The organism is Streptomyces sp. NPDC004838 (genome assembly GCF_053600955.1).
In genome coordinates, this window is sequence record NZ_JBSGAW010000015.1 from 166,296 (window position 1) to 192,616 (window position 26,321).

General features: G+C 71.5%; 20 protein-coding genes and 2 pseudogenes. 6 read left to right on the forward strand and 16 right to left on the reverse strand.

All coding sequences use genetic code 11. The annotated features are described in order from the left end of the window. Positions 1–12: 12 nt before the first annotated feature. From ACWEFL_RS19145 to ACWEFL_RS19190, 10 genes are all read right to left on the reverse strand, one after another. Complete coding sequence (locus ACWEFL_RS19145) at positions 13–1,230, reverse strand: FAD-dependent monooxygenase (protein ID WP_451713762.1); 1,218 nt, start codon at positions 1,228–1,230, stop codon at positions 13–15. Next, positions 1,227–2,624, reverse strand: coding sequence for an MFS transporter (locus ACWEFL_RS19150; protein WP_451713764.1), 1,398 nt, complete (start codon positions 2,622–2,624; stop codon positions 1,227–1,229). The genes ACWEFL_RS19145 and ACWEFL_RS19150 overlap by 4 nt, the downstream gene beginning before the upstream one ends. 147 nt (positions 2,625–2,771) lie before the next feature. Then, positions 2,772–4,610 (reverse strand): gamma-glutamyltransferase family protein, encoded by a 1,839-nt coding sequence (locus tag ACWEFL_RS19155; protein ID WP_451713767.1) that lies wholly within the window; start codon positions 4,608–4,610, stop codon positions 2,772–2,774. A 46-nt stretch (positions 4,611–4,656) separates the two neighbouring features. After that, positions 4,657–5,769 carry a DUF3500 domain-containing protein gene (locus tag ACWEFL_RS19160; RefSeq protein WP_451713834.1) on the reverse strand — a complete coding sequence of 371 codons (1,113 nt, stop codon included), beginning with the start codon at positions 5,767–5,769 and terminating at the stop codon, positions 4,657–4,659. A 56-nt stretch (positions 5,770–5,825) separates the two neighbouring features. After that, a complete protein-coding gene (locus ACWEFL_RS19165) occupies positions 5,826–6,632 on the reverse strand; it encodes an alpha/beta fold hydrolase (RefSeq protein WP_451713769.1) in 807 nt (268 codons plus the stop codon). Positions 6,633–6,878: 246 nt separating this feature from the next. Further along, positions 6,879–7,496, reverse strand: a complete 618-nt coding sequence (locus ACWEFL_RS19170; protein ID WP_451713771.1) for a TetR/AcrR family transcriptional regulator — start codon at positions 7,494–7,496, stop codon at positions 6,879–6,881. Positions 7,497–7,651: 155 nt separating this feature from the next. Then, positions 7,652–8,791, reverse strand: a complete 1,140-nt coding sequence (locus ACWEFL_RS19175; RefSeq protein ID WP_451713837.1) for a pyridoxal phosphate-dependent aminotransferase — start codon at positions 8,789–8,791, stop codon at positions 7,652–7,654. 5 nt (positions 8,792–8,796) lie between these two features. Continuing rightward, entirely contained in the window at positions 8,797–9,456 is a 660-nt protein-coding gene (locus tag ACWEFL_RS19180) for an RraA family protein (protein WP_451713774.1), read from the reverse strand. 168 nt (positions 9,457–9,624) lie between these two features. Beyond that, complete coding sequence (locus ACWEFL_RS19185) at positions 9,625–12,162, reverse strand: FtsX-like permease family protein (protein WP_451713777.1); 2,538 nt, start codon at positions 12,160–12,162, stop codon at positions 9,625–9,627. Then, positions 12,159–12,977 (reverse strand): ABC transporter ATP-binding protein, encoded by an 819-nt coding sequence (locus ACWEFL_RS19190; protein ID WP_451713780.1) that lies wholly within the window; start codon positions 12,975–12,977, stop codon positions 12,159–12,161. The genes ACWEFL_RS19185 and ACWEFL_RS19190 overlap by 4 nt, the downstream gene beginning before the upstream one ends. 751 nt (positions 12,978–13,728) lie before the next feature. Between ACWEFL_RS19190 and ACWEFL_RS19195 the strand changes: the two genes are divergently transcribed. After that, complete coding sequence (locus tag ACWEFL_RS19195; protein ID WP_451713782.1) at positions 13,729–14,394, forward strand: TetR/AcrR family transcriptional regulator; 666 nt, start codon at positions 13,729–13,731, stop codon at positions 14,392–14,394. A 177-nt stretch (positions 14,395–14,571) separates the two neighbouring features. Beyond that, positions 14,572–15,651: a flavin-containing monooxygenase gene (locus ACWEFL_RS19200; protein ID WP_451713785.1), complete on the forward strand. Its 1,080-nt coding sequence runs from the start codon at positions 14,572–14,574 to the stop codon at positions 15,649–15,651. Positions 15,652–15,757: 106 nt separating this feature from the next. On the opposite strand, the pseudogene ACWEFL_RS19205 reads toward ACWEFL_RS19200, so the two are convergent. After that, positions 15,758–16,216, reverse strand: a pseudogene (locus ACWEFL_RS19205) (CoA transferase); the annotation flags it as partial. Next, complete coding sequence (locus tag ACWEFL_RS19210; RefSeq protein ID WP_451713788.1) at positions 16,204–17,712, reverse strand: aldehyde dehydrogenase family protein; 1,509 nt, start codon at positions 17,710–17,712, stop codon at positions 16,204–16,206. The pseudogene ACWEFL_RS19205 and the gene ACWEFL_RS19210, both read right to left, overlap by 13 nt. A gap of 209 nt (positions 17,713–17,921) precedes the next feature. Here ACWEFL_RS19210 and gabT point away from each other — a divergent pair, with 209 nt between their 5' ends. Next, entirely contained in the window at positions 17,922–19,298 is a 1,377-nt protein-coding gene (gene gabT, locus ACWEFL_RS19215; protein ID WP_451713791.1) for a 4-aminobutyrate--2-oxoglutarate transaminase, read from the forward strand. Here the strand turns inward: gabT and ACWEFL_RS19220 are convergent. Further along, positions 19,184–20,812, reverse strand: a complete 1,629-nt coding sequence (locus ACWEFL_RS19220; protein ID WP_451713793.1) for a PucR family transcriptional regulator — start codon at positions 20,810–20,812, stop codon at positions 19,184–19,186. The two genes, gabT and ACWEFL_RS19220, sit on opposite strands and share 115 nt — an antisense overlap. A gap of 279 nt (positions 20,813–21,091) precedes the next feature. After that, positions 21,092–22,114: a Gfo/Idh/MocA family protein gene (locus tag ACWEFL_RS19225; protein ID WP_451713796.1), complete on the reverse strand. Its 1,023-nt coding sequence runs from the start codon at positions 22,112–22,114 to the stop codon at positions 21,092–21,094. 466 nt (positions 22,115–22,580) lie between these two features. Between ACWEFL_RS19225 and ACWEFL_RS19230 the strand changes: the two genes are divergently transcribed. Beyond that, positions 22,581–23,684, forward strand: coding sequence for a DNA polymerase III subunit beta family protein (locus tag ACWEFL_RS19230; RefSeq protein WP_451713799.1), 1,104 nt, complete (start codon positions 22,581–22,583; stop codon positions 23,682–23,684). After that, on the forward strand, positions 23,681–24,190 hold the full coding sequence (locus ACWEFL_RS19235; protein ID WP_451713802.1) for a hypothetical protein: 510 nt from the start codon (positions 23,681–23,683) through the stop codon (positions 24,188–24,190). The genes ACWEFL_RS19230 and ACWEFL_RS19235 overlap by 4 nt, the downstream gene beginning before the upstream one ends. Before the next feature lie 56 nt (positions 24,191–24,246). On the opposite strand, the gene ACWEFL_RS19240 is transcribed toward ACWEFL_RS19235, so the two are convergent. Both ACWEFL_RS19240 and ACWEFL_RS19245 read right to left on the reverse strand, forming a co-directional pair. Next, positions 24,247–24,633: an MFS transporter gene (locus ACWEFL_RS19240; RefSeq protein WP_451713805.1), complete on the reverse strand. Its 387-nt coding sequence runs from the start codon at positions 24,631–24,633 to the stop codon at positions 24,247–24,249. Between the two features lie 222 nt (positions 24,634–24,855). Next, the gene (locus tag ACWEFL_RS19245; protein ID WP_451713808.1) at positions 24,856–24,981 is read right to left on the reverse strand and encodes a hypothetical protein; all 126 of its coding nucleotides are present in this window, start codon (positions 24,979–24,981) and stop codon (positions 24,856–24,858) included. Between the two features lie 198 nt (positions 24,982–25,179). Here ACWEFL_RS19245 and ACWEFL_RS19250 point away from each other — a divergent pair. Further along, a pseudogene (locus ACWEFL_RS19250) lies at positions 25,180–26,127 on the forward strand (RNA polymerase sigma-70 factor). Positions 26,128–26,321: the final 194 nt, after the last annotated feature.

The window sequence follows — 26,321 nt, forward strand, 5'->3', positions numbered from 1 at the left end:
GACCGAGCGGAGTCAGTGGGCGCCGAAGTCGGGCAGGGTGAGAGCCGAATGGGCCGGGCGGGGTTCCGGGGTGGGCATGGTGCTGAGGTCGCGCAGGCGGTCGTTGCGCTGTTCCAGGGCCTGGGCGGTGGTCGGGAAGAGGGTGGCGCCGCCCTCGCCGACGAGGTTCTGGTTCAGGGTCACGAAGTCACGGGTGGTGTGTTCGTAGGCGGCGAAGCCCTCGGCGTGGTTCCCATCGGCCAGGGAACCCGCGAGCATGTAGGCGCCCACGAGGGCAAGGCTGGTGCCCTGGCCGGTGAGGAACGAGGGCGCGTAGGCGGCGTCGCCCAGGAGGGCGACCCTGCCGCTGGTCCAGCGGGGCATGCGTATCTGGCCGACCGCGTCGAAGAAGACGTCGTCCGCGTCGCGCAAGGCGGCCAGGAAACCCGGAACCTCCCATCCGGCGTCGGCGAACGCCTCGGCAAGCAGGTCCCGTTGGGCTTCCAGGTCGCCGAACGCGTCGAGGGGTGGATCCGGTTGGACGAAGTTCAGGAAGGCGTGTACTTCGTCGTCCTCCCCCACGGCGTAGAGGGCCGCGGCCCTGCCCGGGGTGTTCCACATCACGGTCTCGTGGGAAAGACCCAGTGTGTTGCGCATGGTGAAGATGGCGAAGCAGTAGCCGAGGTGGCGGTGGAACTGTTCTTCCGGGCCGAACAGCATCTCCCGGGTGCGTGAGTGCATGCCGTCCGCGCCGAACACCATGTCGAACGTACGGCCACCGCCGCTGTGGAAGGTGACGTCGACTCCGCGGTCGGACTGGTCGAGGGTGGCGATGGAGTCGTTGAACAGGAACTCCACGTCGTCACGGATGGCCGTGTACAGAGCGTCGGTCAGATCTCCGCGCCGTATCTCCAGGTCCCGTCCCGCGACACCGCCGGTGACGGCGTGCGGGTGGAGCGAGACCACCTCCCTGCCGTCCCCCTCGAGGAAGGTGAGGCGGCGCAGGTCGATGTGTGCGTCCCGCAGTTGCGGCAGGATCCCCATCCTCTTCACGACGTCGAGTGCGGTGCCGCGTACGTCGATGGGGTAGCCGCCGCTGCGGAGCGTGCCGGCCTTCTCCACGACCGTGACCGCGTAGCCGTAGCGGTTGAGCCAGAAGGCCAGGGCGGGCCCCGCGATGCTGGCCCCGGAGATCAGGACGCTGCGCCCGGGTGTGGCGCGTGTGCTCGTCGGCTGCTGGGTGCGGGTCATGCCTTGACTCCTTTGTGCATGGTGCGGGTGACGAACAGGGCCAGCGACGTGACGACGCCGGCCAGGACGAAGCCGGTGACGTAGGCCGATTCGGCCGCGGTCTCCGACCCGGAGGGGGTTGCGGCGGTGAGGAGGGCGCCGCCGAGCTGGCCGCCCACGGCGTAGCCGAGCACGCGGCTCACCAGGATCAGGCTGGTGGCGATGCCGGTGTCGCCCGAGTCGACGGCGGTGGCGGTGCTGGTCATCATGGCCGTGACGCACAGGCCGTTGGCCAGCGCGATCAGGGCCTTGCCGACGACGAGGTGCCAGACCTCGGTGTGCACGGCCGCCAGGGCGACCAGGGAGACGGCCATCATGACGACGCCGGCGTTGACGACGGCGCGCGAGCCGAACCGCCGGTCGCCGATCCCGCCGAGCGGCCCTGCCAGCGTCGCGGCGATGGCGCCGGGAAGCAGGAGAAAGCCGATCTCGGTGGCGCTGGCTCCGAATCCGTATCCGTCGCCGCGCTCGTCGAGCAACTGCGGAACGAGGAAGACCGCGGTCGACGTGCCGAGGCAGATGACGAACGTCAGCACGCACGCCTTCCAGATCTCGGGCCGTGCCAGCATGCGCAGATCGATCATCGGCGAGGCCGCGCGCCGTTCCACGGACACCCATCCGGTGACGAAGGCGGCGAGGACCACGACGAGGGCGCCGAGTACGAGTGGTTGCGAGCCGGCCTCGGGGGCCAGCGCCAGTACGAGCATGAGCGTGATCAGCATTCCGCTCAGGAGCAGCAGGCCGGGCCAGTCGATCCCGGCGTCGCGAGAGGGGCCCGGAGGATCGGAGGGCATCAGCCTGTTCACGAGCAGGGTGGCTCCGACGACCGCGATCGTCGGCAGCGCGAACATCCAGTGCCGGGAGAGCTGTTCCGCCACCGGCCCGGCTGACAGCATGCCGGCCATCCCTCCCCCTACGAAGAGTCCGCTGACCACGCCGATGGCCACTTTGGACTCGCCTGCGGGAAGGTGTTTGCGCACCACGATGAACGACAGGGGCAGCGCACCCACCATCGCCCCTTGCAGCACCTGGCCGAGCAGCAGCACGGGGAGGTTCGGTGCCAGGGCGGACACCGTGCCGCCGACCGAGACCACCGCCATCAGCCGGATCAGGACCTTCTTCCCGCCGTAGCGGTCGCCGAACTTGCCCGCCAACGGTGTGATGAGCGCGCCGGCGATGAGGAGCACGATGCTGAGCAGCGCCCCTTCGGACTGGCTCATGTCCAGTTCGCGCTCCAGGAGCGGGATCGTCGGTGACACGACCGACTCCAGGGCGCCGGTGGACAGGGCCAGGAGGCCGAGCGCCCCGACAGCGGCCTTCCCGATGGGGGGTGAGGGAGCCAGACTTGTCGTCATGAGGGTCCTTTCCGTCATTGCCGAGTGAGGGCCGTCGATGGAGCGGTCGCGGAACCAGCCGTCGTCGCTGAACCGCTCGTCGCCGTCGCGCCGGCCCGAGCCGGCGACGGGTGTACAGACCGAGGCGGATGCGGGCCGCGCGGCCGCTCATCGTCCTGCCGCGTAGCCCTGGGCGCCGCGCGGGTTCGCGGCCGCCCGCAGGACGCCGCTGTCCGGGTCACGCGTGACGACGGACAGGCGGCCCTGGCTCCAGGGTCCGGAGACGGTCACGTCGTGACCGCGTTCACGCAACGCGTCGACGACCGCCTCGCCGGCCCGTTCCTCGATCACCAGTCCCCTGGGTGTCCAGGTCCGCGGCCAGAAGGAGCTGGGTACCGCGGTGGTGTGGAACGCGGGTGCGTCGATCGCCTCCTGCGGGTCCATGCCCAGCGCCAGCGTGCGCACCAGGTAGAGCAGTTGCCACTGGTCCTGCTGGTCGCCCCCGGGTGTGCCCAGCGCTGCCACGGGACTGCCGTCGCGCAGCAGCAGGGTCGGCGTCAGTGTCGTCCGCGGCCGCCGACCCGGTGCCAGGCGCGACGGCGCGGCCGGGTCCAGCCAGGTCATCTGGAGTCGTGTACCCAGCGCGAATCCGAGCTCCGGCACGGTGGGCGAGGACTGGAGCCACCCTCCCGAGGGCGTGGCGGAGATGATGTTTCCCCAGCGGTCGACGACGTCGATGTGACAGGTGTCGCCTCGCGTCTCCCCGGTCTGCTGCACGGTGGGTTCTCCCACGCCGTCGGCCTGTCGGGCGGGCCCCCGGGTGATGAGCGGTGGTGTGTACGGCGCGACGCCGATGTCGCCGGGCTTGAAGGCGGTCGAGGCTCCTGCGCCGATCAGAGCGGCGCGCGCCTTGCTGTACCGGGGGGACAGAAGTCGGCGCACCACGGTTTCCGCGGCTGCCGGATCGAGGTGCCCGTAGTACGCCTCTCGGTCGGCCATGGCCAGTTTCAGAGCCTCGGTGATGGTGTGGACGCCCTCGGCGGTCGACGGATCGATCTGCTCGTCGTTGAAGTGATCAAGGAGGGTGAGGGCCTGCAGCAGCACGGGGCCCTGGGACCACAGGCCCGCCTTCGCCACCGTGACCCCCCTGAACTCCGCGGTGACCGCGGGCTCGAGGGACGGGTGGAAGTCGGTGAAGTCGGCGGCGGTGATGACTCCGGCGTGGTCTCCGCCCGAGGAGTGCCGGTGGGGTACGGCCGCGAACTGCGCCACGGCGGTCGCCACGAACCCGGTTCGCCAGGCGCGGCGTGCGGCGTCGATGCGTGCGGCTCTCGTCCCTCCGGTACCCGCGGCTTCCGTCGTGTCCGCCGTGCCGGCGTCGCACAGCCTGCGCAGGGTGCGGGCGTAGGCGGGGTTGCCGAGGGTGGCGTCCGGTTCGGGGACTCGTCCTTCGGGCATCCACAGCGCGTACGACGTCGGCCAGTGCAGGCGGAAGAGGTCCTCCACCGTGGCCAGGACGCGTGCCAGCTGGGGTACGACGGGAACACCGCGCTCCGCGTATTCGACGGCGTAGGCCAGGATGTCGGCGAGTTCCCAGGTGCCGAACTCGGCGAGCAGCCAGAGCCAGGAGTCGACGGCGCCCGGGACGGCGGCGGCCAGGGCGCCTGCGCCGGGGACGTGGTCGAGCCCTTCGGCGTGGAAGTGCTCGATCGTGGCGCCTCGCGGGGCGTGGCCCTGTCCCGCCAGCACGCGCGGCGACGGGTCCGCCGCGGTCGCGAGTACGGCGACGAGGTCGCCGCCCGGCCCGTTGAGGTGAGGTTCGGCCACGTGCAGCACGAAGGCGCCGGCGGTGGCCGCGTCGAAGGCGTTGCCGCCCCGCTCCAGTACGGACTGGGCCGTCGCGGAGGCCAGCCAGTGTGTCGACGCGCACATGCCGAAGGAGCCGCGCAGCGTGGGGCGTGTCTTGTGAGGGGGAGCGTCGGTCGGTGACGGGTGTTGACCGGCCATGTCTGTCACATTCCGTTCCTATGGCGAAGGGTGGCCCCGTGTCGGCTCACGGCGTGTGGTGGGCGGCGTGGTGGGCGGCCAGGACGTCGCCGCCGAAGTCGGTCTCGGGGTCTCGCCACACGGCGTGGGCGTGGTTGGCGCCGCGGTGGACGTTGGTCCACTCGATGAGCAGCCGCGGACCCTGCAAGCGGTAGTAGTGCGGTTCACCCGCCGTGGTCGAGCCGGCCCAGGAGAGGTGTACGGCGTCCAGCGCCGCGGGGTCGTCGTAGCGGGGCAGCTGGGAGACCCCGTCCGGGACGCGGCCGAGGTGACTGCCGAGCAGGGAACGCAGCAACTCCCTTTGCTCCGCGTCGAGTTCCGAGCCCGGCACGCCCGTGGGTGTGGAGGTGAGGGCAAGCGCCCGCCGGTCCGTGCCGTCGAGGCCGGTGGCAGGGTGCTCGGCGCGGTCGGGGGTGTGTGTGCCGGGGCGCCACAGTTCGCGGCGCTTGATCACGCGGTCGTGGATCCGGGTGCTGTTGCCCGCCACGATGTCGTTCGGGGCGCGGGGCAGCAGCAGCGCACGGGCGGCGGACTCGGGGCGCAGGGAGCGAACCAGCTCGCGGGCCTTGTCTTCGGCCGCCCCCAGCGGGCGCAGCGTCGTACCGCCCAGCAGGGGTGAGGCGGCGGGGTCGGCGCCCAGGAAGCAGGGCGTGGTGGCGGCGACGTGTCCGTCCACGACGAGGTTGTTGAGCGAGACGTGGTGGCCGCCGAACCGCCATCCCCACGGCCGTGTCCCGCCGGGCTCGCCGAAGACCCGCAGGTAGTACATGCCGGGATCGCGGGTCCGCTCCCTGCCCCAGTTCACCGAGAAGCCCTCGACGTGGTCGAGTACGTTCTCCAGGCCGAGCACGGTCGCGACGGTGACGTACCCGGCTTCGGACAGCCCGCTCGCGACCAGCCGCATGACCAACCGGTGCTGGGCCGGGCGCTGCTGGTGCAGGGTCAGGCCGCCGTGGTCGGTGGGTGTGTAGAACCAGCGGGTGCGTTCGGCCTCGGCCTCGCCGTCGGCGCCGGGTGGAGGTCCGACCGCCACCTCGCGCTGGTCCGCGTCCAGGGAGTCCAGCCACGCCCGTGCCGCCTCGGCCATCCGGTCCGCGACCTCGCGGCTGCCGTCGGTCATGGCCACGGAGCCGCGTTGGCCGGCCGGGCGGGTGGGGCGGTCTGCCGCGTTGCCGCTCATGACGCGTCCACCTGGAGGAACTCGCGCACCCAGTGAGCGATCCGGTCCGCGAACTCCACGGCGATCCCGTGGCGTCCGCCCTCGATCGCACGCAGTTCGGCGTTGGGGATCCGTTGCTCCATCAGGAGTGCGCCGGCGTAGGGGGCCAGCCGGTCCTCCGTGCCGTGCACGATCAGGGTGGGTGCGGTGATCTTCCCGAGGCTGTCCCGGACCTCGTGCTGTCGGGCGACGTCGTGGCGGCGGGAGCTCTGCTCGGGATCGCGGCGGGTGAGCGTCCGGGCCGGCCGGGCACGCTGCTCGGCCTGGCCTTCGGGTGTGAAGAAGAAGTCCGCGACCGTGTGCTGCCGGTCATCGTGGGACATCTCCAGGAGCTCGTCGACCGCCTCGCCGCCCATCGCGTAGCTCGGCGTGGTGGCGACCAGGATGAGGGACTGGACCCGTTCGGGGTGCAGGAGCGCGGCGTGCTGCGCGACGGCGCCGCCGAAGGAAGTACCCAGCAGGTGCGCACGCCGCAGCCCCAGCGCGTCCAGGAGGGCGGCGAGGTCGTCGGCGAGGACGCCCAGCGTGTAGGGGATCGGCGGGTTGACAGTGATCCCCGAATCACGTTGATCATACGAGATCGCCCGAATTCCCGTGCCGAGTCGTGCGCGGAGCGTGGCGAACTGGGTGCGATCGCTCTCGCCGCCGTGGACGAGCACGAGCGGCACACCGTCACCGGTATCGATCAACCCGACTTCGAGATCACCCGCCCGTATGGTCGCATCAGCCGTTCCGCCGGGTTCGCGTTGTTCTTGTGTGGTCACCAGGACCTCCTTATCCAAGCAACGAAAGTGAAATAACTCTCTAATTTGAGAGATCTTTATCGCTTCATGGGGCCGCCCGACGGAAGGCGCTGCCGGCGGTGCGATGGCGTGAGGCGACGGGGTACAGGGTGCGGGGGGCGGGGGCGGCTGTGCGCCGGGCGTCGTACCCGGGAGCCGATGTGAAGGCGCTATCGGGGTAGGGGGTGGGAAGTCACGGGTGCTCCATCGGCACCCGGGGCGGGGCGGTCAGCCTGCCCGCGTCCACCCGCGCAAGGCGCCGCAGTACGCCTCGGTCAGCCGGGCGATGACCTCTCGGCGGGACAAGCCCGTTTCCCGCAGCAGATCCTGGATCTCCCGCGGGTCGAAGATCATGTTGCTGAGGAACAGGGCGTGTTCGAGCGTCTCGTCCGAGAGGCCGATGTCGTCGAGCAGTCCGCGCACGGGCTCGCTCCAGGCGTCCCGCAGGGCGACGATGATCTCGTTCCCGCCGTGCAGCCGCTCCAGGTAGCCCCGCCGGGAGCGAAGCTGCACCAACGCCGGGCCGTGCTCGGCGAGGAGGTCCACCCACTTGTCCACGAGTGCGTCGAACAGCGGCCGCCCCTGGGCGGTCGACGTGACGCTGAAGTCCCGGAGCTCCTCCACGACACTGAGCACATAGGCCGCCAGCACATCGTCCATCGAGGAGTAGTAGCGGTAGGCGGTGGCCGGACCGATCTCCGCGCGGGACGCGATCGCCTGCATGGTGAGCTGGTCGGGCGCCTCCCGGGCAAGCTCGCCGACGGCCTGGAGGAGGCGGCGGTGATTGCGCCGGGTGTCACTGCGCGGGTTGCGCCGTCCGCGTGGGGCGGCCTGCTGATCGGTCACGGGCCTCCTCCGCTCGTCGAACCGCAGGCAAAGGGTATCGCCTCGGGGTTCACCTCCGGCCGAGGCGTCCACAGGCAGCACGCCTGGGCCGCTTCTGATGGATCTCGCTGGGCTCGCGCGCCCTGGCACCGCGCCTCGCCCCTCTCCACGGCATCTCAGGGCCCCACCGCACCGAAGTAGCGGACGAGGCGTTCCAGCCCGAGCCACAGATCGTCCTCGGAGGCCGCGAACGAGATCCGCACGTGCCCCTCGCCCGAGGGCCCGTACTCGGCTCCGGCCCGCACCATCACCCCCCGCTCGGCGAGTTCGCGGGCGACCGTCTCGGAGGGCCGGCCGGTGTCGTAGCGGAGGAACGCGTAGAAGGCTCCCTCCGGCGCGACCAGGTGCAGGCCGGGCACATCGGACAGTTGCGCGACCACGAACTCGCGCCGCTGCCGGTATCTGTCGACCATGGCCTCAACGACGCCGTCCGGCAGGCCGAGGGCCGCGAGGGCCGCGTGCTGAACCGCCGTGTTCAACGAGCCGTTGCAGGTCCGGTGCGCGTGCGCCGCCGCGTCCACCACCGCGCGCGGCCCGGCCAGGTACCCCACCCGCCAGCCGGTCATCGCATACGTCTTGGAGAACGTCTGCACGTACACCGTCCGGTCTCGCAGCGACTCGACCTCCAGCGCCGAGGCCGGTTCGTGCCCCGGGTAGACCAGCCGGTGGTACGCCTCGTCGCTGACGACCAGGGTGTCGGAGCCGTCGAGGACCTTGCCGAGGGCCTCCAGCTCGTCCCTGCGGTGCACGATGCCGGTCGGGTTCGACGGGTTCGAGAAGATCATCATCGCGGCACCGGGGAGCACGGCCGCGAGCGCGTCGAGATCCCAGTGCAGGTCCGGGGCGAGCGGGACGAAGTCCACGGTGCCGCCGGCCAGGACGACCAGGTCGGCGTAGAGCGAGTAGGCGGGCTCCGGGATGACCACGCGGTCTCCGGGGCCGACCATCGCGAGCACCACCGCCGCCAGCGCGGCGGTGGCACCGTGAGTGACCACGACGTCGTCCTCGCTCCACGTCCGCCCGGGGTGGCCCGGCAGCCCTGCGGCGAGCGCGGCGCGCAGCTCCCGCAACCCCTTCTGGTCGGCGTACTGGGTGTGGCCCTCGCGCAAGGCGGTCACGGCGGCCCCGATCACCGCCGGCGGTGTCGGGAAGTCCGGCTCGCCCATGGCCAGGGAGACGGCCCCCGGCGGCGCCGGGGCGAGCGCCGGGCGCCGCGAACGGCGGCGCAGTTCCTCGATACGGAAGGCGGGCACCATGGCGGTCACCGGTCCGCCGCCGCATGGTCGGGGCGCGCGGCGAGGATACGCCTGCGGAGCGCGTCCTCCTTCTCGCCGATCCCGTCGACCGCGTCCACGACCTCCGTCACCCGCCGGCGCGGGACCACGACGACGCCGTCGGCGTCACCGACGAGCACGTCACCCGCGGCCACCACCATGCCGCCGACCGCCACCGGGGCTCCGACGGCGCCGGGCCCGGCCTTGAAGGGTCCGGCGGGGGTGATCGCCCGCGCATAGACGGTCAGGCCCATCTCGGACAGCGCCCGGACGTCGCGGACCGCGCCGTCGACCACTGCGCCGGTGACCCCGGTGTTCACCATGATTTCGCCGATGAGGTCGCCGATCAGCGCGCGGGTCGTGTCCCCGTGCCCGTTGACGACCAGGACGTCGCCCGGCCGGGCTTCGTCGAGCGCGCGGTGGACGGCGAGGTTGTCGCCCGACCGCACGTCCACCGTGAGGGCGTTTCCCAGGAATGAGGCGCACTCGGTCATCAGCCGGATGCCGCCGTCCATGACGGTCATCCGCCGCAGCGCGTCGCCGACGTGGGCGGCCGGCACCTCCCCCAGACGGCGGGTCTCCGCCGCCGCCACGCGGTCCCAGCCCGGAGCGACGGACACGCCGTCCGTCGCCGCAGCAATGAACACAATAGATTCCTTTCTTAAATGAGAAATCTTTCTCAAACGATAGCTTCTTAGCTGTCCGGCCACAATGGTTCGGGCGGACGGGCTGCTCGCCGAGGACGGTGTGAGCCGGCGCGGGGCGGTATCGGGCTCTCTGAGGGGAGTCGGCTCGAGCCGCCCGTCGCGGACGGGCTACGGTCGACGACGCAGCACACCCCAGGCGGGCAGCATGACCGCGAGCAGTGCCAGGCTGCCGGCGGCGCTCGCGAACGCGCCGTACACCAGGGGTGGTACGTAGGGCATGGCGCCGGTCATGCCGCGCATCATCGGGATCAGCGTGGCCGCGGCGATCGCGGAGCCGAGGACGATACCGATGACGGCGACCAGCAGGCTCTCCCACCGGAGCATGGTCAGGACCTGGCGCCGGGTGGTGCCGACGAGGCGGAGTGTGCCCAGCTCGCGGCGACGGTCGAGGACCGTCATCACCAGGGTGTTGACGGCAGCGATGGCGGCGAAGCCGCCGAGGACCGCGGCCATGGTGTTGTTGGTCCAGGCGCCCAGCCTCGCGTCGAGATTCTTCTCGGTGGCGTAGCCGGAGGCGTCGGTGACCTCGCCCAGGGCGGTGAGCGACTTCTCCGAGCCGCCGCGGACCAGGAGGGTGCTGTCGAAGCCTGAGGTGACGTGCTCGGCCAGGGATGCCCGGTCCATGGTCACCGTGGCCAGGCCGAGGCCGCGGTTGTAGACGGCGACGATCTCGGGGGCGGCTCTGGTGCCGTCGGGGAGGTGGAGCGGAAGCCGGTCGCCGACGCCCACGTCCGCTGTGGTCGCCAGTGTTGTGTCGACGGCGATCCGGCCCGGGCCGATCCGGTCGAGGCTGCCGTCACGTACGTCGAGGTCCTGCACCTTCGTGAACTCGGCGCCCGAGCCGCTGAAACCCTGGGTCCTGGCTCCCTGAAGCGACGTGAACTCTCCGGAGCCCACCGGGACCAGCACCTGGGTGTCGAGCAGGCCGACGGCCGCTTCCACACCCGGTGCGCGGGCGGCACGGGCGGCCGCGTCGAGCGGAAGCCCGGCCGGGTCCGTGACCACGTGGTCCGCGGTGATGCCCGAGCGCAGTTGCTCATCGGCGACATGGGTCTCGCTCGTGTTCATGAAGACGAGCGTCGAGGCGAAGGCCATGGCGAGCACGATCGGTGTGATCGCGGAGGCAAGGCGGCGCGAGTTGGCGCGGGAGTTGGCGGCGGCGAGCTGGGCGGCCGGACCCGCGCCGCGCAGCGGGAGACCGAAGAGGCCGGCGCACAGCCGTGCGACCAGGGGGCCGAGCAGCGCGACGGCGAGCATGAAGCACATGACGACCCCGAGGGCCGCGCCGGCCGCGTCGTCGCCTGCGGAGCCGGCGGAGAGGCCGGTGAGGAACGTGCCGCCGACGAGGGCGGCGATGCCCAGAACGGTACGGATCACGCCCGGGCGCAGCCGCTCCACGGATGCCTCGGACAGCGCCTGCCCCGGCTTGATCTTCGCGGGCCTGCGGCCGGCCGCCCAGCCGGCCCCGAGCGCGGTGAGCAGCCCGATGCCGACGGCGGCGAGCAGGGGGAACGCCGAGACGTGCACCCGCACCGCCTGCGGGATCGCTCCACGGTCCTGTAGCTGCCCGAACCACCAGTGCGCGAGCCCGATGCCGGGCAGGCAGCCGAGGAGTCCGGCGAGCGGGGCGACGAGGAGCGCTTCGGAGGCGACCGCGCGGCGGATCTGCCGCGGGGTCGCTCCGATGGCGCGCAGCAGCGCGAACTCTCGGGCACGCTGGGATACGGACAGGGCCACGGTCCCCGCCGCAGTGAAGATCGCGACGATGGTGGCGATGCCGCCGAAGGATCCACCGATACCGAAGAGCGTCTCCTTGGCGTAGCCGAGGCCCGGGTCCTCGATGGCGCCTCGGTCGTCGCCGACGTGCACCTGGGCGCCGGAGCCCTCCAGGGACTTCTTCACGGATTCGGCGAGGGCGCCGGCGTCGGTGCCATGCTTCGCGAGCACGGCGATGGCGTCCGCCTTGCCGGGGTGGCCGGCGAGCGTAGGTGCCTGGGCGTCGGCGAACCAGGCGAGGGCGCCTGCGGAGCCGGTCTTCCGGGGGGTGTCACCGGGTCCGGGCTCGGCGAGACCCGCGACGCGGAACTCCCGTTGCCCTGCGGCGGTGTCCAGCGTGACGGTGTCGCCGACGGCGGCCTTCGCGGTTCGGGCGGTACGCGCGTCGAGCACCACTTCGCCCTCGCCGGGTGCGGAGCCGGCGGTGAGCGCGGTTCCGGTGAAGGCGTGCGAGCCCCATCCGTGCGCGGTCAGCGCACCGCTCAGGACGACCTGTTCGCCGTCGCTTGCCCCTCCGACGGCCGGGCGCACCGGAAAGGTGAAGTCCGCTATGGCGTTGGCCGCGCCGGGTGTCCGGGCGGCCTTCGTCGCCAGATCGGCGTCGACTCGTGCCGTGTCCGGCAGCGGAGTCGCCTCCTCCTCGCGGTCCTCTCCGCTGCCCGTGACCACCCGCACATACTGGTCGGCCGCCGCGACGACCGGCGCCTTCGCGTATCGCTCCGGCGGCACCGACGCGCGTATGCCGGTCTCCAGCAGGACTCCGCAGGCCGTGACGATCAGTGCGGACATCAACAGTGCGACGAAGGTCCCCGCGAAGGACGCGGGCTTGAAGCGGACGGCCGCGCGGGCGAGTCCGTTGGGACGCGTCATGCCGCCGCACCCGCCGTCCTGCTCGCACGGGCGGTGAGTGCCCTCATCCGCTGCGCGATCTGCTCCGCCGAACCGCGTTCCAGTCCGTCGGCGAAGGAGCCGTCGGCGAGGAACAGCACCCGGTCTGCCCAGGCGGCCGCGACCGGGTCGTGGGTGACCATGACGACGGTGGCGCCGAGGGAGTCGACCGCGTGCCGGAGCAGGCCGAGAACCTCGGCCGCGGTGCCGGTGTCGAGGGCGCCGGTGGGCTCGTCGGCGAACACCACGTCGGGACTGGTGACCAGGGCGCGGGCGACCGCCACGCGCTGCTGCTGGCCACCGGAGAGCTCGCCGGGCCGGCGCCGCGCCTTGTCGGCCAGCCCCACCCGCGTGAGGACCGCCGCAGCCCGGCGGCGGTCCTGCCGCTGCCCGGCCAGGCGCATGGGCAGCAGGACATTCTGCTCCACGGTCAACGACGGCAGCAGGTTGAACGCCTGGAAGACGAAGCCGAGGCGGCTGCGGCGCAGCTCGGTCAGCTCGTTCTCGCTCATACCTGTGATCTCCGTGCCACCGAGCCGAACGGACCCCGCCGACGGCCGGTCGAGCCCGGCGGCGCACTGCAGGAAGGTGGACTTGCCGGACCCGGAGGGGCCCATGATCGCGGTGAATGTGCCGCGCGCGAGGGCCAGGTCGACACCCGCGAGTGCGTGTACGGCGCCTGAGCCGCGGCCGTACTGCCGCCGGACGCCGCGCAGTTCAACGGCCACACCGGGTGTAGCCGCGGGAGCCTCCCGTCGGTGGTCCGCCTTCTGCCGCTTGCCGTTGCGCAGCCTCACGTTCTGCCCTTCCCGTTCGCCTCGTGCTGACGAAGTGAGGGTGCGCGCTCGGCTGGGCGCCAGGCGTCATACCGGGGAGCCAATGTGGGGGTGCTACCGCGGTAGGGGGTGCACATGACGCGTCATCGGAAACAGGCGGACGGCATACGGAGTGGAACTCCCTCCGCGCCCGGGGTGGAGTCCCTGGGAAGTGGGTGTACGGGTTCCCACCGGCCCGACGCCACAGCCGCCGCCCAGGCCGACCCGCGCGACACCGAACAAATCCCCACGACCGAGATCCACGTCTACGGCGGACTCGCCCCCAAGACAACCGACTGAGCCGCACCGCGTGCCGTGCCGAAAAGCCCGGCATGCGCCGACGGAGCACACCGCTCATCGGCATGGCCGCGGGGACTTGCGCCATACTCCGCCCTGCCGACAGCCGAGCCCTGCTGGACCCGAAGCCACATGCCAGCGCCGCAGTCGGCCTCGGCTCCATCCGCCAGGGTCGATCCGGGCTGCTTGCGTCAGCTCCGGCAAGGCTTGAGGCGTCGGCGTTCTCGTACCCGGGCGGTCCACCCGGCCGAACCGCTCGCGGACAGCGATGGGCGGTCCGCCTCCGCGAAGTCGGCTGGACCGGCGGCGAAGAGCGTGCAGGCCACCTGTCCGGTGTCGGCGACGCCGCCCAACGCGGCTGCTCTGTAGGGGATTTGAAAAAATTGCAGAGCCTGAAATCTTGCAGATACTGCATTCTTGCTCGTACGGTGGAACGGTGACGACGGAAGAACGCGCCCGCGGCCGGACCGGCGACGGCACCCCGGGTCTTCGTGAGCGCAAACGGCGGCAGACCCACCGGTTGCTGGTGACCACGGCCCTGCGGCTGGTGACCGAGCACGGTCTAGATGGGGTGACCGTGGAGGACATCAGCGCGGAGGCCGGAGTCTCCGCACGCACTTTCTTCAACTATTTCGCGGTGAAGGAGGACGCTCTTCTGGTGCCGTACCCGGACGACGAGGAGCGGATGGCGGCCCTGCCGGACCGGATCGTCACGGCCCCGGCCGGGCTCTCGCCGCCGCGCGCCATGGCCCACGCCTGGCGGGGCGATCTGGCCCGGTGGGACGCCGACCGGGACGAATGGCTCACCCGGCTCACGGCGATAACGGAGCATCCGGCGCTGGCCGCCCGGCTCGCCGGGCACATGACCGAGGAGAGGCGCATCGCCGTCAAGGCCCTGGCCTACCGGACCGGCCTGCCGCCCGACGACCCGTACCCCGAACTCGTATTCCACGTGGTCTGGGGGGTGATGGAGGCCAGCATGGCGCTCTGGCACCGGCTGGGAGGTGCGACCCCGCTCCCCGGCCTCGTCGACGACGCGGTGGCCGCCGTCGAGGCCGGGCTGCCCGCCCCGGACCGAGCGGCCCGGCCACCCGGCGGCTGAACCGGCCGCCGGGTCACGACACCGCGACCTCACCGCGGCGACACCGGAACCTCACCACAGCGACACCACAACGACAACGCCAACCGGCGGGACCACGGCGCGACGGCGGACGGGACCACGACGGACCCGCCCGGGGGCCGCCCGTGCCGTGGGCCCGGTACGAAGGAGCGGAGGACCATGGACACAGCGATCGTCATCGGCGGCGGACAGTACGGACTCGGGGCCGCCTACGCCTTACGGAACCAGGGATTCAAACCGATCGTGCTCGAAGCCGGTACCGCGCCGGTCGGATCCTGGCCGCACTACTACGACAGCCTGACCATCTTCACCCCCGCCCGGCTCTCGTGTCTGCCCGGAATGCCGTTCCCCGCCCGGGCCGACCACCTTCCCCGCCGCGACGAGATGGTGGCCTATCTGCGGGCGTACGCCGCCCGGCTCGACTGCGAGATCCGTACCAGCACCCGGGTCTCCGCCGTCCACACCACACCCGAGGGCTACGCCGTGACGACGGAGACCGGCGAGGTGCTGCACGCCCCGGTCGTCGTGGCCGCCACCGGCACCTTCGGCAACCCGAACCGCCCGGAGATACCCGGCTTCGCCGCGTACACCGGAAAGGTGCTGCACTCCGCCGAGTACCGCTCCCCCGAACCGTTCGCGGGACAGCGGATCGTCGTGGTCGGCGGCGCCAACTCGGCGATGCAGATCGCCCATGAACTGGCCGGGGAGGCGCGGGTCACCCTGACCAGCCGACGCCCGATCAGGTACACCAAACTCCGGCCCCCCAAAAGTCCGGCGGGCTGGAAGGCCCTCGAAACCGGACTGCTGTTGCCCATCGGCGCCCTGATACCGCTGGGGCACGAGTCCGCGGTGATCGTCGACAACGACGACCGGTACCGCAAGGCCCTGGACAGCGGCATCCTGGACCACCGCGAACTGTTCACGTCCGCCGACGGCACCGACATCCGCTGGGCCGACGGCAGCACCGAGCACGTCGACACCGTCGTCCTCGCCACCGGCTACCGTCCGGCGGTGGAGTATCTGCGGCCGATCGGCGCGCTCGACCAGCGCGGTGTGCCCCGGCAGCGGTCGGGCATGTCCACGATCCACCCCGGGCTGGCCTTCGTGGGCCTCGAAGGCCAGCGGTCCCTGCTCTCCGGCGGTATCCACGGCGTCGGCACGGACGCCATCCATGTCGCCCGCAGGCTGCGCCGCTGGATCGCCTCCACGGAACCAGCCTGGTGCCGCCCGGCGGTCTGACCAGGACGCGGGGGCCCGCCGCGACCACGGTTCCGGCGGGCCGCCCCTCACATCACCCGGACCATCCCCGGCCAGGGTGTACCCGCCTGCCTGGTTGACCAGGCTGGACAGCAGACAGGAGACATGAGAGGAGGTTGACCTGGACGTGCTGTCCTTCGCCGGTCGCCTCGCGGTGGCGCAGGGCGGCCAGGACCCCGATCGCCGCGTGCAGTCCGGTCAGGACGTCCACGAGGGCCACGCCCGTCTTCACGGGCTCCCCCGGGGCCGGCCCCGTCACGCTCATCAGGCCGCCGACCGCCTGGATCAGCAGGTCGTAGCTAGCCGGGCAGGGCGGCTCCCGCCCCCGCCTCCGCCCCCGCCCCGAAGCCGGTCACCGAGCAGTAGACGAGGCCGGGGTACCCCGTGCCCGGGTGTCGTCGCCGCGGGCGGGGTGCTCGACCTTGATGACGTCGGCGCCGAGGTCGGCGAGGAGCATGGTGGCGTACGGGGCAGCCAGCACGCGTCCGAAGTCGGCGACCAGCACGCCGGACAGCGGTAGCCGGGGTGCCCCACTCACCGTTCCCATCCTCCCGAGCCGCGCAGGTAGACGGTCTTGGTCCGGGTGAAGAACTCGCGGGCGGCGCGACCCTGTTCCTTCGGTCCGTACGCACTCTGCTTCGCGCCGCCGAAGGGGACGTGCGGATCGGCCCCGGCGGTCTCGGAGTTGATGTGCAGCACGCCCACGTCGATGTGCTCGATGGCGGCGGTCACCGCGCGCAGGTCGTCGGTGAAGACGGCCGCGGACAGCCCGAACTCGCTGTCCTCGGCCAGCCGGAGAGCTTCCTGGAGGTCGCGGGCGCGCCGGACGGAGAGTACGGGGCCGAACAGTTCCTCCCGCCACAGCGGGTCGTCCCCGGTGAGTTCGACCACGGTGGGCCGCAGGAACGCGCCGTCCATGCGGTCGTCGTCGTAGGCGCGGCCGCCGGTGAGGACATCGACGCCGGGGCGGGCGATGGCGGCGTCCACGGCCCGCTGGATCTCGTCCCTGGCCCCGAGTGAGATCACCGGGCCCATGTCGGTGTCCTGGTCGAGGGGGTCACCGACCCGGAGCGCGGCGGCTCGCTTGGTGAGCAGGGCCAGGAACTCGTCGGCGACGGGTTCCGCCACGACGAGGCGTGAGGTGGCGGTGCACTTCTGGCCGGTGGACCGGAAGGCTCCGGCCAGCACCTCGTTCGTGGCCAGTTCGAGGTCGGCGTCGGCGAGGACGACGGCCGCGTTCTTGCCACCCATCTCGGTCTGCACGGGCCGCGCCAGTCGGCCGCAGGCGGCGATCAGGCCCCGGCCGACGGAGGTCGACCCGGTGAACGTCACCGCGTCCACCCCCGGGTGCTCGACGAGCCGGCCACCGAGGCCCCCGCCGCCGATGAGCAGCGACAGGACGCCCTCCGGCAGCCCGGCCTCGACCAGTGCCTCGGTCAGCCGCATCGCCAGCAGCGGCACCACACTCGCGGGTTTCCACACCACGGTGTTGCCATAGCCGAGGGCGGGGGCGATCTTCCAGGCCGGGATCGCGATGGGGAAGTTGAACGGGGTCACGACCGCCACCACTCCGACCGGGCGGTGGATCACCTGGATCTGCTCGCCGGGCCGCGGTGACGCGAACACCTCACCGACGGGACGGGCCGCCTCACCCGCGTAGTAGCGGAAGATCTCCGCGGCCCGCCGCACCTCGCCGACACCCTCGGCCCGGGTTTTTCCCTCCTCCCAGGACAGTTCCTCGCCCCACTCCTCGGCGTGCGCGTCGAGGACGTCGGCGGCCCGGTCGAGGATCCGGCCGCGCGCGTGGTGCGGGGTCGCGGCCCAGCGGGGAAAGGCGTCGCGTGCCGCGGCGACGGCGCTGTCGAGGTCGTGTTCCCCGGCGAGCCGCCCGACCGCGACCGTCTCGCGGGGGCGTGCCGGGTTGATGTCGAGCAGCTCATCGCCGTCACCGGGCCGCCACTCGCCCGCCACCAGATGGCGCAGGGACCGTGGCGGCCGGGAGACCGCGTCCGTCTTCACGCTGCCGTCCGTGCTGTTTCGCATCGGTCTTCCCTTTCCGTGGACCCGCGAGGGCTGTCCATCAAGGCGCTCGCGCCTCATGAGGCCGTCATTGTGGGGACCGTGCGGAGGACGGCGCACTGGACGGAATGTCCCGCCGCCGGAGGAGGGGGCACGCCGTTACGGCCATGTCCCGCGGGTCGGGGCGGTGCTTGGCTCGGCCTCCCATCCCCGCACATTCCGGAGGACGTCCCATGCCCGGTGCTTCCCGGCCTGTCGGCGGTCCCGACCTGGCCCAGGTACGGCGGATCGTCAGCGAGATCCCCGGCCCGCGCTCGCGTGAGTTGCTGGCCCGTCAGCGGACCCTGGTCCCGGCCGGAGTCGGCCCGGCCCTGCCCGTGTTCGTGGAGGCCGCGGGCGGCGGTGTGATCGTCGACGCGGACGGCAACTCCTTCATCGACTTCGGCAGCGGCATCGCCGTGACGACGGTCGGCAACTCCGCCCCGGCCGTGGCGGAGCGCGCGGCGGCGCAGCTGCGCCGGTTCACCCACACGTGTTTCCTCGTCAACCCGTACGAGTCGTATCTGGACGTATGCGAGAAGCTCAACGAGCTCGCTCCCGTCCCCGGTGAGAAGCGCAGCATCCTGGTGAACTCCGGTGCCGAGGCCGTGGAGAACGCCGTCAAGATCGCCCGTGCCGCCACCGGTCGCCCCGGCATCGTCGTCTTCGACCACGCCTTCCACGGACGCACGCTGCTCACGATGTCCCTCACGGCCAAGAACACGCCCTACAAGCAGGGCTTCGGGCCGTTCGCCTCCGAGGTCCACCGCGCTCCCATGGCGTACCCCTACCGCTGGCCCACCGGTCCGGAGAACTGCGCGGAGGAGGCCGCCGACGCACTGGCGGACCTGCTGGACCGCCAGGTCGGCGCCGACAACGTGGCCGCCGTTCTGGTGGAGCCCATCCAGGGCGAGGGCGGCTTCGTGGTGCCGGCTCCCGGATTTCTCCCGAGGGTCGCCGAGATCTGCCGGAGCCGGGGCATTCTGCTGATCGTCGACGAGATCCAGACCGGCATCGCGCGCACCGGGCGGATGTTCGCCTGCGAGCACGAAGGCGTCCGGCCCGACCTGATCACCACGGCGAAGGGCCTCGCGGGCGGGCTGCCGCTCGGCGCGGTGACCGGCCGCGCGGAACTGATGGACGCGGTACCGGCCGGCGGCCTCGGCGGCACCTTCAGCGGCAATCCGGTGGCCTGCGAGGCCGCGCTCGGTGTCTTCGCCGAGATCGAGGCGGGCGACCTGACAAAACGGGCGCTGGTGATCGGCGACACCATGAGGGAGCGGCTCGGGGAACTGAGTGACGCGCACCCGGTGATCGGGGAGGTGCGCGGCAAAGGCGCGATGATCGCGATCGAGCTGGTCGAGCCGTTCGGCGACCGAATCCCGGCCCCCGAACTCACCGCCCGGATCGCCAGGCGCTGCCACGCGGAAGGGCTGCTGGTGCTCACCGCCGGCAGCTACGGCAACGTCCTGCGGTTCCTTCCGCCGCTGTCGATCTCCGACGCCCTGCTGGACGAGGGGCTCACCGTCATCGGCGAGGCATTCGCCAAGGAGGCCGCGTCCGCCGTATGACAGGTTCGGCCGGACTCCTGCCACACCGACAGTCCCAGCAGGAGTTCGGCTCGGACATGGGCCGACTCCAGGTCCGCCCCGAGGATTCCCTGGATCCGGTCCATGCGGTTGCGCAGGGTGTGGCGGTGCACTCCCAGCGCCGCCGAGGCCGCCTCCCACTGGCCGTTGTGTTCCAGGAACGCGCGCAGGGAGGCGACCAGGTCGCTGCCGTGCCGGGCGTCGTACGCCGCGAGGGGGCCGAGCCGGGCGTCGGCGAGTGCTCGAAGCACGTCCCTCGTCCCGGGGCTGGTGATCAGGGTCTGCCCGGCCAGCGACTCGAAGGAGACGAGGTCCCTGCTGCCGCGCGCCCGCGCCGCCGACGCGGCGTTCATGGCCTCACGGAAGGCCGCCGGTACGTCCCCCGCGTCCCGTACGGTGCTCAGCCCGGCCCAGGTGCGGGAGCGCAGGCCGTCCGCGACGGTACGTGCCGTGTCCGTGTGCCCGGCCGGCAGCAGGAGCACCGCGTCCCCCTCCCGCACGGTGCCGAACAGGGGCAGGCCACGCCGGTCAAGCTCCTCCCCCGCCGATTCCAGGTCACGGCGCGGGTTCCCGCCCCGCAGCGCCAGCACGCGCACGCCGTCCCGGGCCGGGAAGCCCGCCTCGGTGAAGTACTCCACCGCAGCGGCCGTCGGGACGGCCCCCTCCAGCAGCATCCGCAGGAACATGCCGTACACGCGGCTGTGTTCGTCGCGCAACCGCCGCGGTTTCTCCGCCTCCAGGGCGATCAGCGACGCGGCGTGCCCGAGCAGGAGGTGGTCGACCGGTGTGAGGGGCCGGTCCGTGACCAGGACCAGACGTCCGTGCGCCCGGGGGCCCACCCGCACCTGGTGCACGGCCACCACCCCTTCGGGGCCGGAGCTCACCGCCGCCGCTGCCTGGTCCGCGGGACGCAGCCCGGCGAGCACGCCGGGGCCCGGCGTACTGGTGCCGGGTGGGTGCGAGGCGTGCGGTGTGCCGTCCCGGTCCAGGAAGAGGACCGATGTCCCGGTGGAGACGGCGAGTTCCCGCACGACGGCCTGTGCGCCACCGTGCAGTGCGGCCCGGGTCATCCGGGGCTGGATCCGGGACGCCTGGACGACCCCTTCGTACTGCTGCTCGGCCAGCCGTTCCATGACCGCCTTGGTGACGGCCGCGAACGGGGTGGGCAGGGGCACTTCGAGGAGGGGCAGCCCGGTCTCCTCCGCCGCCTCGACCAGTGCTTCCGGTACGCGCTCGTGCGACAGGCCCACGCCGAACCCGACCGCGGCCACCCGGGCCTTCGCCAGTTGCCGGACGTAGTTCCTGCGGGCCTCGGACGACTCCGGCAGCCGGAGTCCAGTGGTGAGCACGAGTTCTCCCCCGCTGAGCCACTTGGCCGGGTCGGCGAGTTCGATGCTGTGTGCCCACTCCACGTCGCGCTCCAGGCCGTCGCGCCCGGCCAGCGCCATCAGGCGCAGGTCCGGGCGCCGTAGCAGCCAGGTGAGCGGTACTCCCATGGCATTCACCTCGCTCCGTGCATGGGTCCGGCGCTGGGCCGGCCGCCTTGTGGTGCCGCCCCGTCCGCATAAGGGTATGCACCCGGCAGAGTCGACTTCCGGGTGCGTCCGTGCCCTCAGCCCGTATCCGTGCCCTCAGACCGCGGTCGTCACCGCGTCGGTCTCGGCGGCCGTCCGGGAGCCCTTCGCGCCGGTCGCCGCGCGCAGGGCGGCGTAGACACCGGCCGCGTAGGCCGCCGTCAGGATCGGCCCCCCAGGTGCCCGCCCACGCGGGGCCGGTCACCCGCCTTGCCGGTTCGGCCGGTTCTCCTCGCCGGGGTAGCGGACCCCGATCCTGTCCCGTACCGCGTCCAGCGTGCGCATGACCGCCAGCGAACCGTCCAGCGGCACCAGCGGCGACTCCGTCTCACCGGCCCGCAGACAGCGGACCACCTCGGCCGCTTCGTGCCGCAGCGAATGACGGTCGCCCCCGACCGCGTACTCCTCCGGCTCCCGCCCCTCCCGGTGCAGCACAAAACGCTCCGGGTAGAAGAAGCCGTGCGGGATCTCGATCCGGCCCGTCGTGCCCGTCACCGAGGCCGTCACCGGGGTGGCGGCCTCGACGGAACAGGAGAGCAGCGCGGTGGCGCCCGAGTCCCAGCCGAGCAGGACCCCGGTGGTCAGGTCGACGCCCTCGGGGGAGAGCCGGGCGTGCGCCTGGACCCGGTCGGGCTCGCCCAGCAGCAACTGGGCGAAGGAGACCGGATACACGCCGAGGTCCAGCAGCGCGCCGCCGCCGAGCGCGGGATCCCGCAACCGGTGGCCCGCGCCGAACGGCCCCTGAAGGCCGAAGTCCGCGTGGATCACCCGCACATCACCGATCGCGCCGTCTCCCACCATCTCGGCCAGCCTGCGGACGACCGGATTGCAGTACGTCCACATCGCCTCCATCAGGAACACCTTCCGGCGCCTGGCGAGAGCGACCAGCTCCACGGCCTCCGCCGCGTTCAGGGTGAACGCCTTCTCGCAGAGCACCGCCTTCCCGGCCTCCAGGCACAGGGCGGCCACCGCGCGGTGCGCGGAGTGGGGCGTCGCGACGTACACCACGTCCACCTCGCCGTCCGCGGCGAGCGAGGCCCAGTCCCCGTACGACCGGGGTATCCCGAACCGGTCCGCGAAGGCCCTCGCGGACGCCGCGGACCGCGACGCCACCGCCACGACCTCCACCTTCTCACCGTCCTCCCGCATACGGAGCAGATCCGAGGCGAACCTGCCGGCTATGCCCCCGGTCGCCACGACACCCCAGCGCACGGTCCCGCTCATGCCACCACCCCCTCACCCCCGGCCCCACCCGGACCGGCCCCGGCCGAGCCCTGTCCGAACCACGGAACAAAGGTCTCGACCACCACGTGTGAGCTGAGAGCATAGGCCGGACTCCTCAGCCGCCAGCGGAGCGGTGAGGAGCTGTCACACCTCGCGGGAGGGTGTGCGCCAGTCCCATGGGGCGGGCAGCGAGGCCGGATGTACCACCGACGGCACCGGGCCGCGATCGGTGCCGATTCGATCTCCAGCGTGATGAACGAGTGAACCAGCTCCCTGTGCCGTTCTCTCCGAGTCGCCGACACGTCAAGGTCGTCACGTCCATCTCGGCACCGCGATCGCCGCAGCTCTCACCATCTGACTCCGAGCATGATCGACCGGACACGCCCTGGGTGTTGCCGTCCATGAGGTTGGTGAGCTCGGACGTCGACGTTGACCTTCGAGTTGGTTGAAGCTCGATGATGGCGAGGTGCCGAATTCCGAGTTGATGCCGATCGGGGTCTTTGCCCAATGCAGTGGTCTGACCTCCAGTGCGTTGCGGTTCTACGCCGACTCCGGGCTGCTGCCTCCTGCCGAAGTGGACCCGGTCTCGGGCTACCGCTACTACGGCGCTGACCAGGTGGCGCGGGCGAGGGTACTGCGTCAGCTCCGCGAGATCGCTATGCCCCTCGCGGCTGTCGAGGCGGTCCTCGCCTCCGGTGCCGAAGAGGCGTCCCGGCTGCTCGATGAGCATGTCGCGAAGATCGTCGGGGATGCGGCAGCGGCGCTGCGGAAGGCCGCTGTCATCAAGTCCGTACTCGGCGGCAACGCGCCCGGTCTGCTGTTTGCCACGCTGAAGGGTCCCGTGCTCGCGGATGCGGTCGAGCAGGTCCTGACCGCGACCGCACATGAGCCGGGGATGCCGGTACTCGCCGGCCTGCACATCGAGGCGAGCGATGAGGCGGTCGTTCTGACTGCGACTGACCGGTACCGGCTCTCCAGCCGGACCCTGGTGCCGGCCGAACCGGGGCAGACGTGGGCCGGCACGGTCAACGGCGACGATCTGCGGGCGGCGATCGCCGAGATCCGCCGCAGTCCGATGGTCCGACTCGAAGCGGTGCCACACGGGATCTGGCTCCGCACGGCAGACAGGGAGGACAGGCATTGCCGGATGCTGTCCGAGGACTTTCCCGACTATCGGCTGATGCTCGCGTCACTGGGCGAAGTCACCACCCGCGCGACGGTCTCGAAGGATCTGCTCCTGCGAGCCCTGGAAGAACACCCTGGCGAACGCATCATGCTGCACGTCGCCGATCACGGAGTGAACGTCCCGACACCGGACGACGAGCACCCCGGCTTCCCGCTCCCGGCCACCGTGACGGGCGAGGCTCTCCGGATCTGGTTCAAGACGACCACGCTCTATCCCGCCGTGAGCACGGCGATCGGCCCCGACGTGATGCTCGACCTGAGGGGAAACGACCGGCCCGTCACGATCCGTTCCGCCGACCGCGGCGATCTCACCTCCCTGGCCATGCCCGTGAAATTCGACCACCCAGCCCGAGAACGAAGAACGACAACAAGGAAACTCCCATGACCACCGCGCCCGCCAGCCCTGACCCGACCATGGAAGCCATCGGCCAAGCCGTCGCCGAAGGCCGAACGGGCGACATCGCTTCCGCCCGCCACAAGCTCCTGAGCCTGTGGTCGGCGATAGGAGTCACCGGTGACCCGCTGCACCGTTGCTCCCTCGCCCACTATCTCGCGGATCTCTATGAGGATCCCGCCCAGGCCCTCGCCTGGGACATCCGGGCCCTGGACGCTGCCGACGCCGTGACCGAGCAGCGCGTCAAGGAGCACCACGCCGGCCTCCATATCGCCGGGTTCTACCCCTCCCTCCACCTCAACCTCGCCGACGCCTACCGCCGACTCGGATCCTTCGACGCGGCCACCGAGCACATGAACGCGGCCAAAGAACACGCCCCTAACCTCCCTCAGGACGCATACGGCGCCTTCCTGCGCACTGCCCTCGACGAGGTGGCAGAGGCCATCTCCCAGCGGGACACCGGCCAACGGCCCTCCGCACCCGGTCCCACCGCATGACGCAGAGGAACGCGCCCCTCACCGTCGAGGGGCGCCGTCGCGGGTACGGTCGGCGATCACGCGCGAGGGCAGCAGCGGCTGCGGCACCCGGCTCTCGGCGAAGGCGGCGAGCAGCACGGCGGACCGACGACCTGCGCCGACCCCCAGCCCTCGGACTCGGCCCGGCTGGTGCCGTACACGATCGCGACCAGGCCGCCGGTCACCGGCAGCACACCGGGCATGTCGAACCGGGCGCGGCCCGCGTGCCACGACTCGGTCAGCATCGCGTACCAGCCGATCGCCGCGATCAGGGCGATCTGGATGTTGATGTCCAGGCACCAGCGCCAGTCCAGGTAGTCGGTCAGCGCCCCGCCAGCCAGCAGCCCGATCGCGCCGCCCGCGGCGGAGATGGCACCCCAGATCCCGAACGCCTTGGCGCGCTCCATGGCCTGCGTGAACGTCACGGTCAGCAGCGACAGCGCGGGCGATCAGCAGCATCTCGAAGTCGTCCGCCGCGCCGCCGAGCGCCGACGCGTCGGCGAAGCCGATCAATCCGATCAGGCAGCTCCACTTGCGGCCGGTGTAGTCGGCGATCCGGCCGCCCAGCAGCAGGCTGCCCAACGCGAGGGTGTACGCGGTGGTGATCCACTGCCGGTCGCCGTCGGAGATCCCAGGTCTCCTTGGAGTCACGGCAGCGCGATGTTCACGACGGTGCCGTCAAGAACGACAACGAGTTGGGCCAGCCCGATGAAGAACAGTGCGGCCCAGCGGCGCGAATGGGCCCCTGTGGCCTGCATCTTCGTGGTTGCCATGACTTCCACCTCACTCGTGGTGCTGCGTGCCGCGTATCGTCTGCGGCGTCCTGACAGTCACAGGACGTCCGCGACCCGATCCCTGTGACAACGGCGGGCGTGTGAGGTGCGCCACCGCTCACGGGTGTTACACAACGGTGGGGACCGGCGTCGTATACGTGTAGCGCGGGTGAGATGAGAACAGACAGGAGCCGAACTATGAGCCAGCAGGGCGATCGGGCGACGGAAAGGGCTGATCCGACCGCTGGAGGTGGCCATGTCGACGTGGCCACCGAGGCGTTCGTCGCCCACCGCGACCTGCTGTTCACCGTCGCCTACGAGATGATCGGCTGAGCCGACGACGCCGAAGACGTCCTGCAGGAGACCTGGCTGAGGTGGGTGGGAGACGATCTCGGCTCGGTCCAGGATCACCGCGCGTTCCTGGTGCGGATCGTTATGCGGAAGGCGGTGGACCGACTGCATACGCTCGGCCGACGCAGAGAGTCCTATGTCGGCCCCTGGCTGCCGGAGCCGCTGCTGACCGCGCCGGACGCGGCCGAGGACTTCGAGTTGGCCGAGAGCGTCTCGATGGCAATGCTGCTGGTGCTGGAGGCGCTCACGCCGACCGAACGGGCCGTGTTCGTGCTACGCGAGCTGTTCGACTTCGGGTACGACGAGATCGCCGACGCCGTCGGCAAGAGCCCCGCCGCGGTCCGCCAGATCGCCTACCGGGCACGGGCGCACGTCGCGGCGCGCCGGTCGCGTGCCGTGGTCTCCGCGGCCGATACCCGAGCCGCGCTCCGGGCATTTCGGCGGGCGATCGACTCCGGTGACCTGCGGGACCTGCTCGACATCCTCGCGCCGGACGTGGTCTACCTGGGCGACGGCGGCGGAGTCGCGCAGGCCATGCCGGAGCCCGTCGTGGGAGCCGACGATGTGGCACGCCTGCTGGCCGCCGGCCTGAACATGTTCGACGCCGGCACATCGCTCGATCCGGCCCGGATCAACGGCTATCCGGGGCTGGTCGTGCTGCGCGACGGACGGATCGACAGTGTCGTGGCGATGCGGGTCGAGGACGGCCTCATCACCGGGTTCTACTTCGTACGCAATCCCGAGAAACTGTCGCGTGTGGAGCAGGAGACCAGGCTGAGCCGCATCGCCGGATAGCGTCCGGGCTGCGTGCTGGGATCAAGGTGTGGGGCGTGCCAGGCACGGTCCTGGCAGTAGGAAGGGCCCCGCTTTGTTTTGGCTTCCTCAATTGCCTCGCTAGTGTCCTGAGTCTTTGATTCGGTTCAGATATCCAGTGAGGCGTTCGAAGATCTCGTCAGCGGACTTCGTCCAGACGAAGGGCCTCGGGTTGT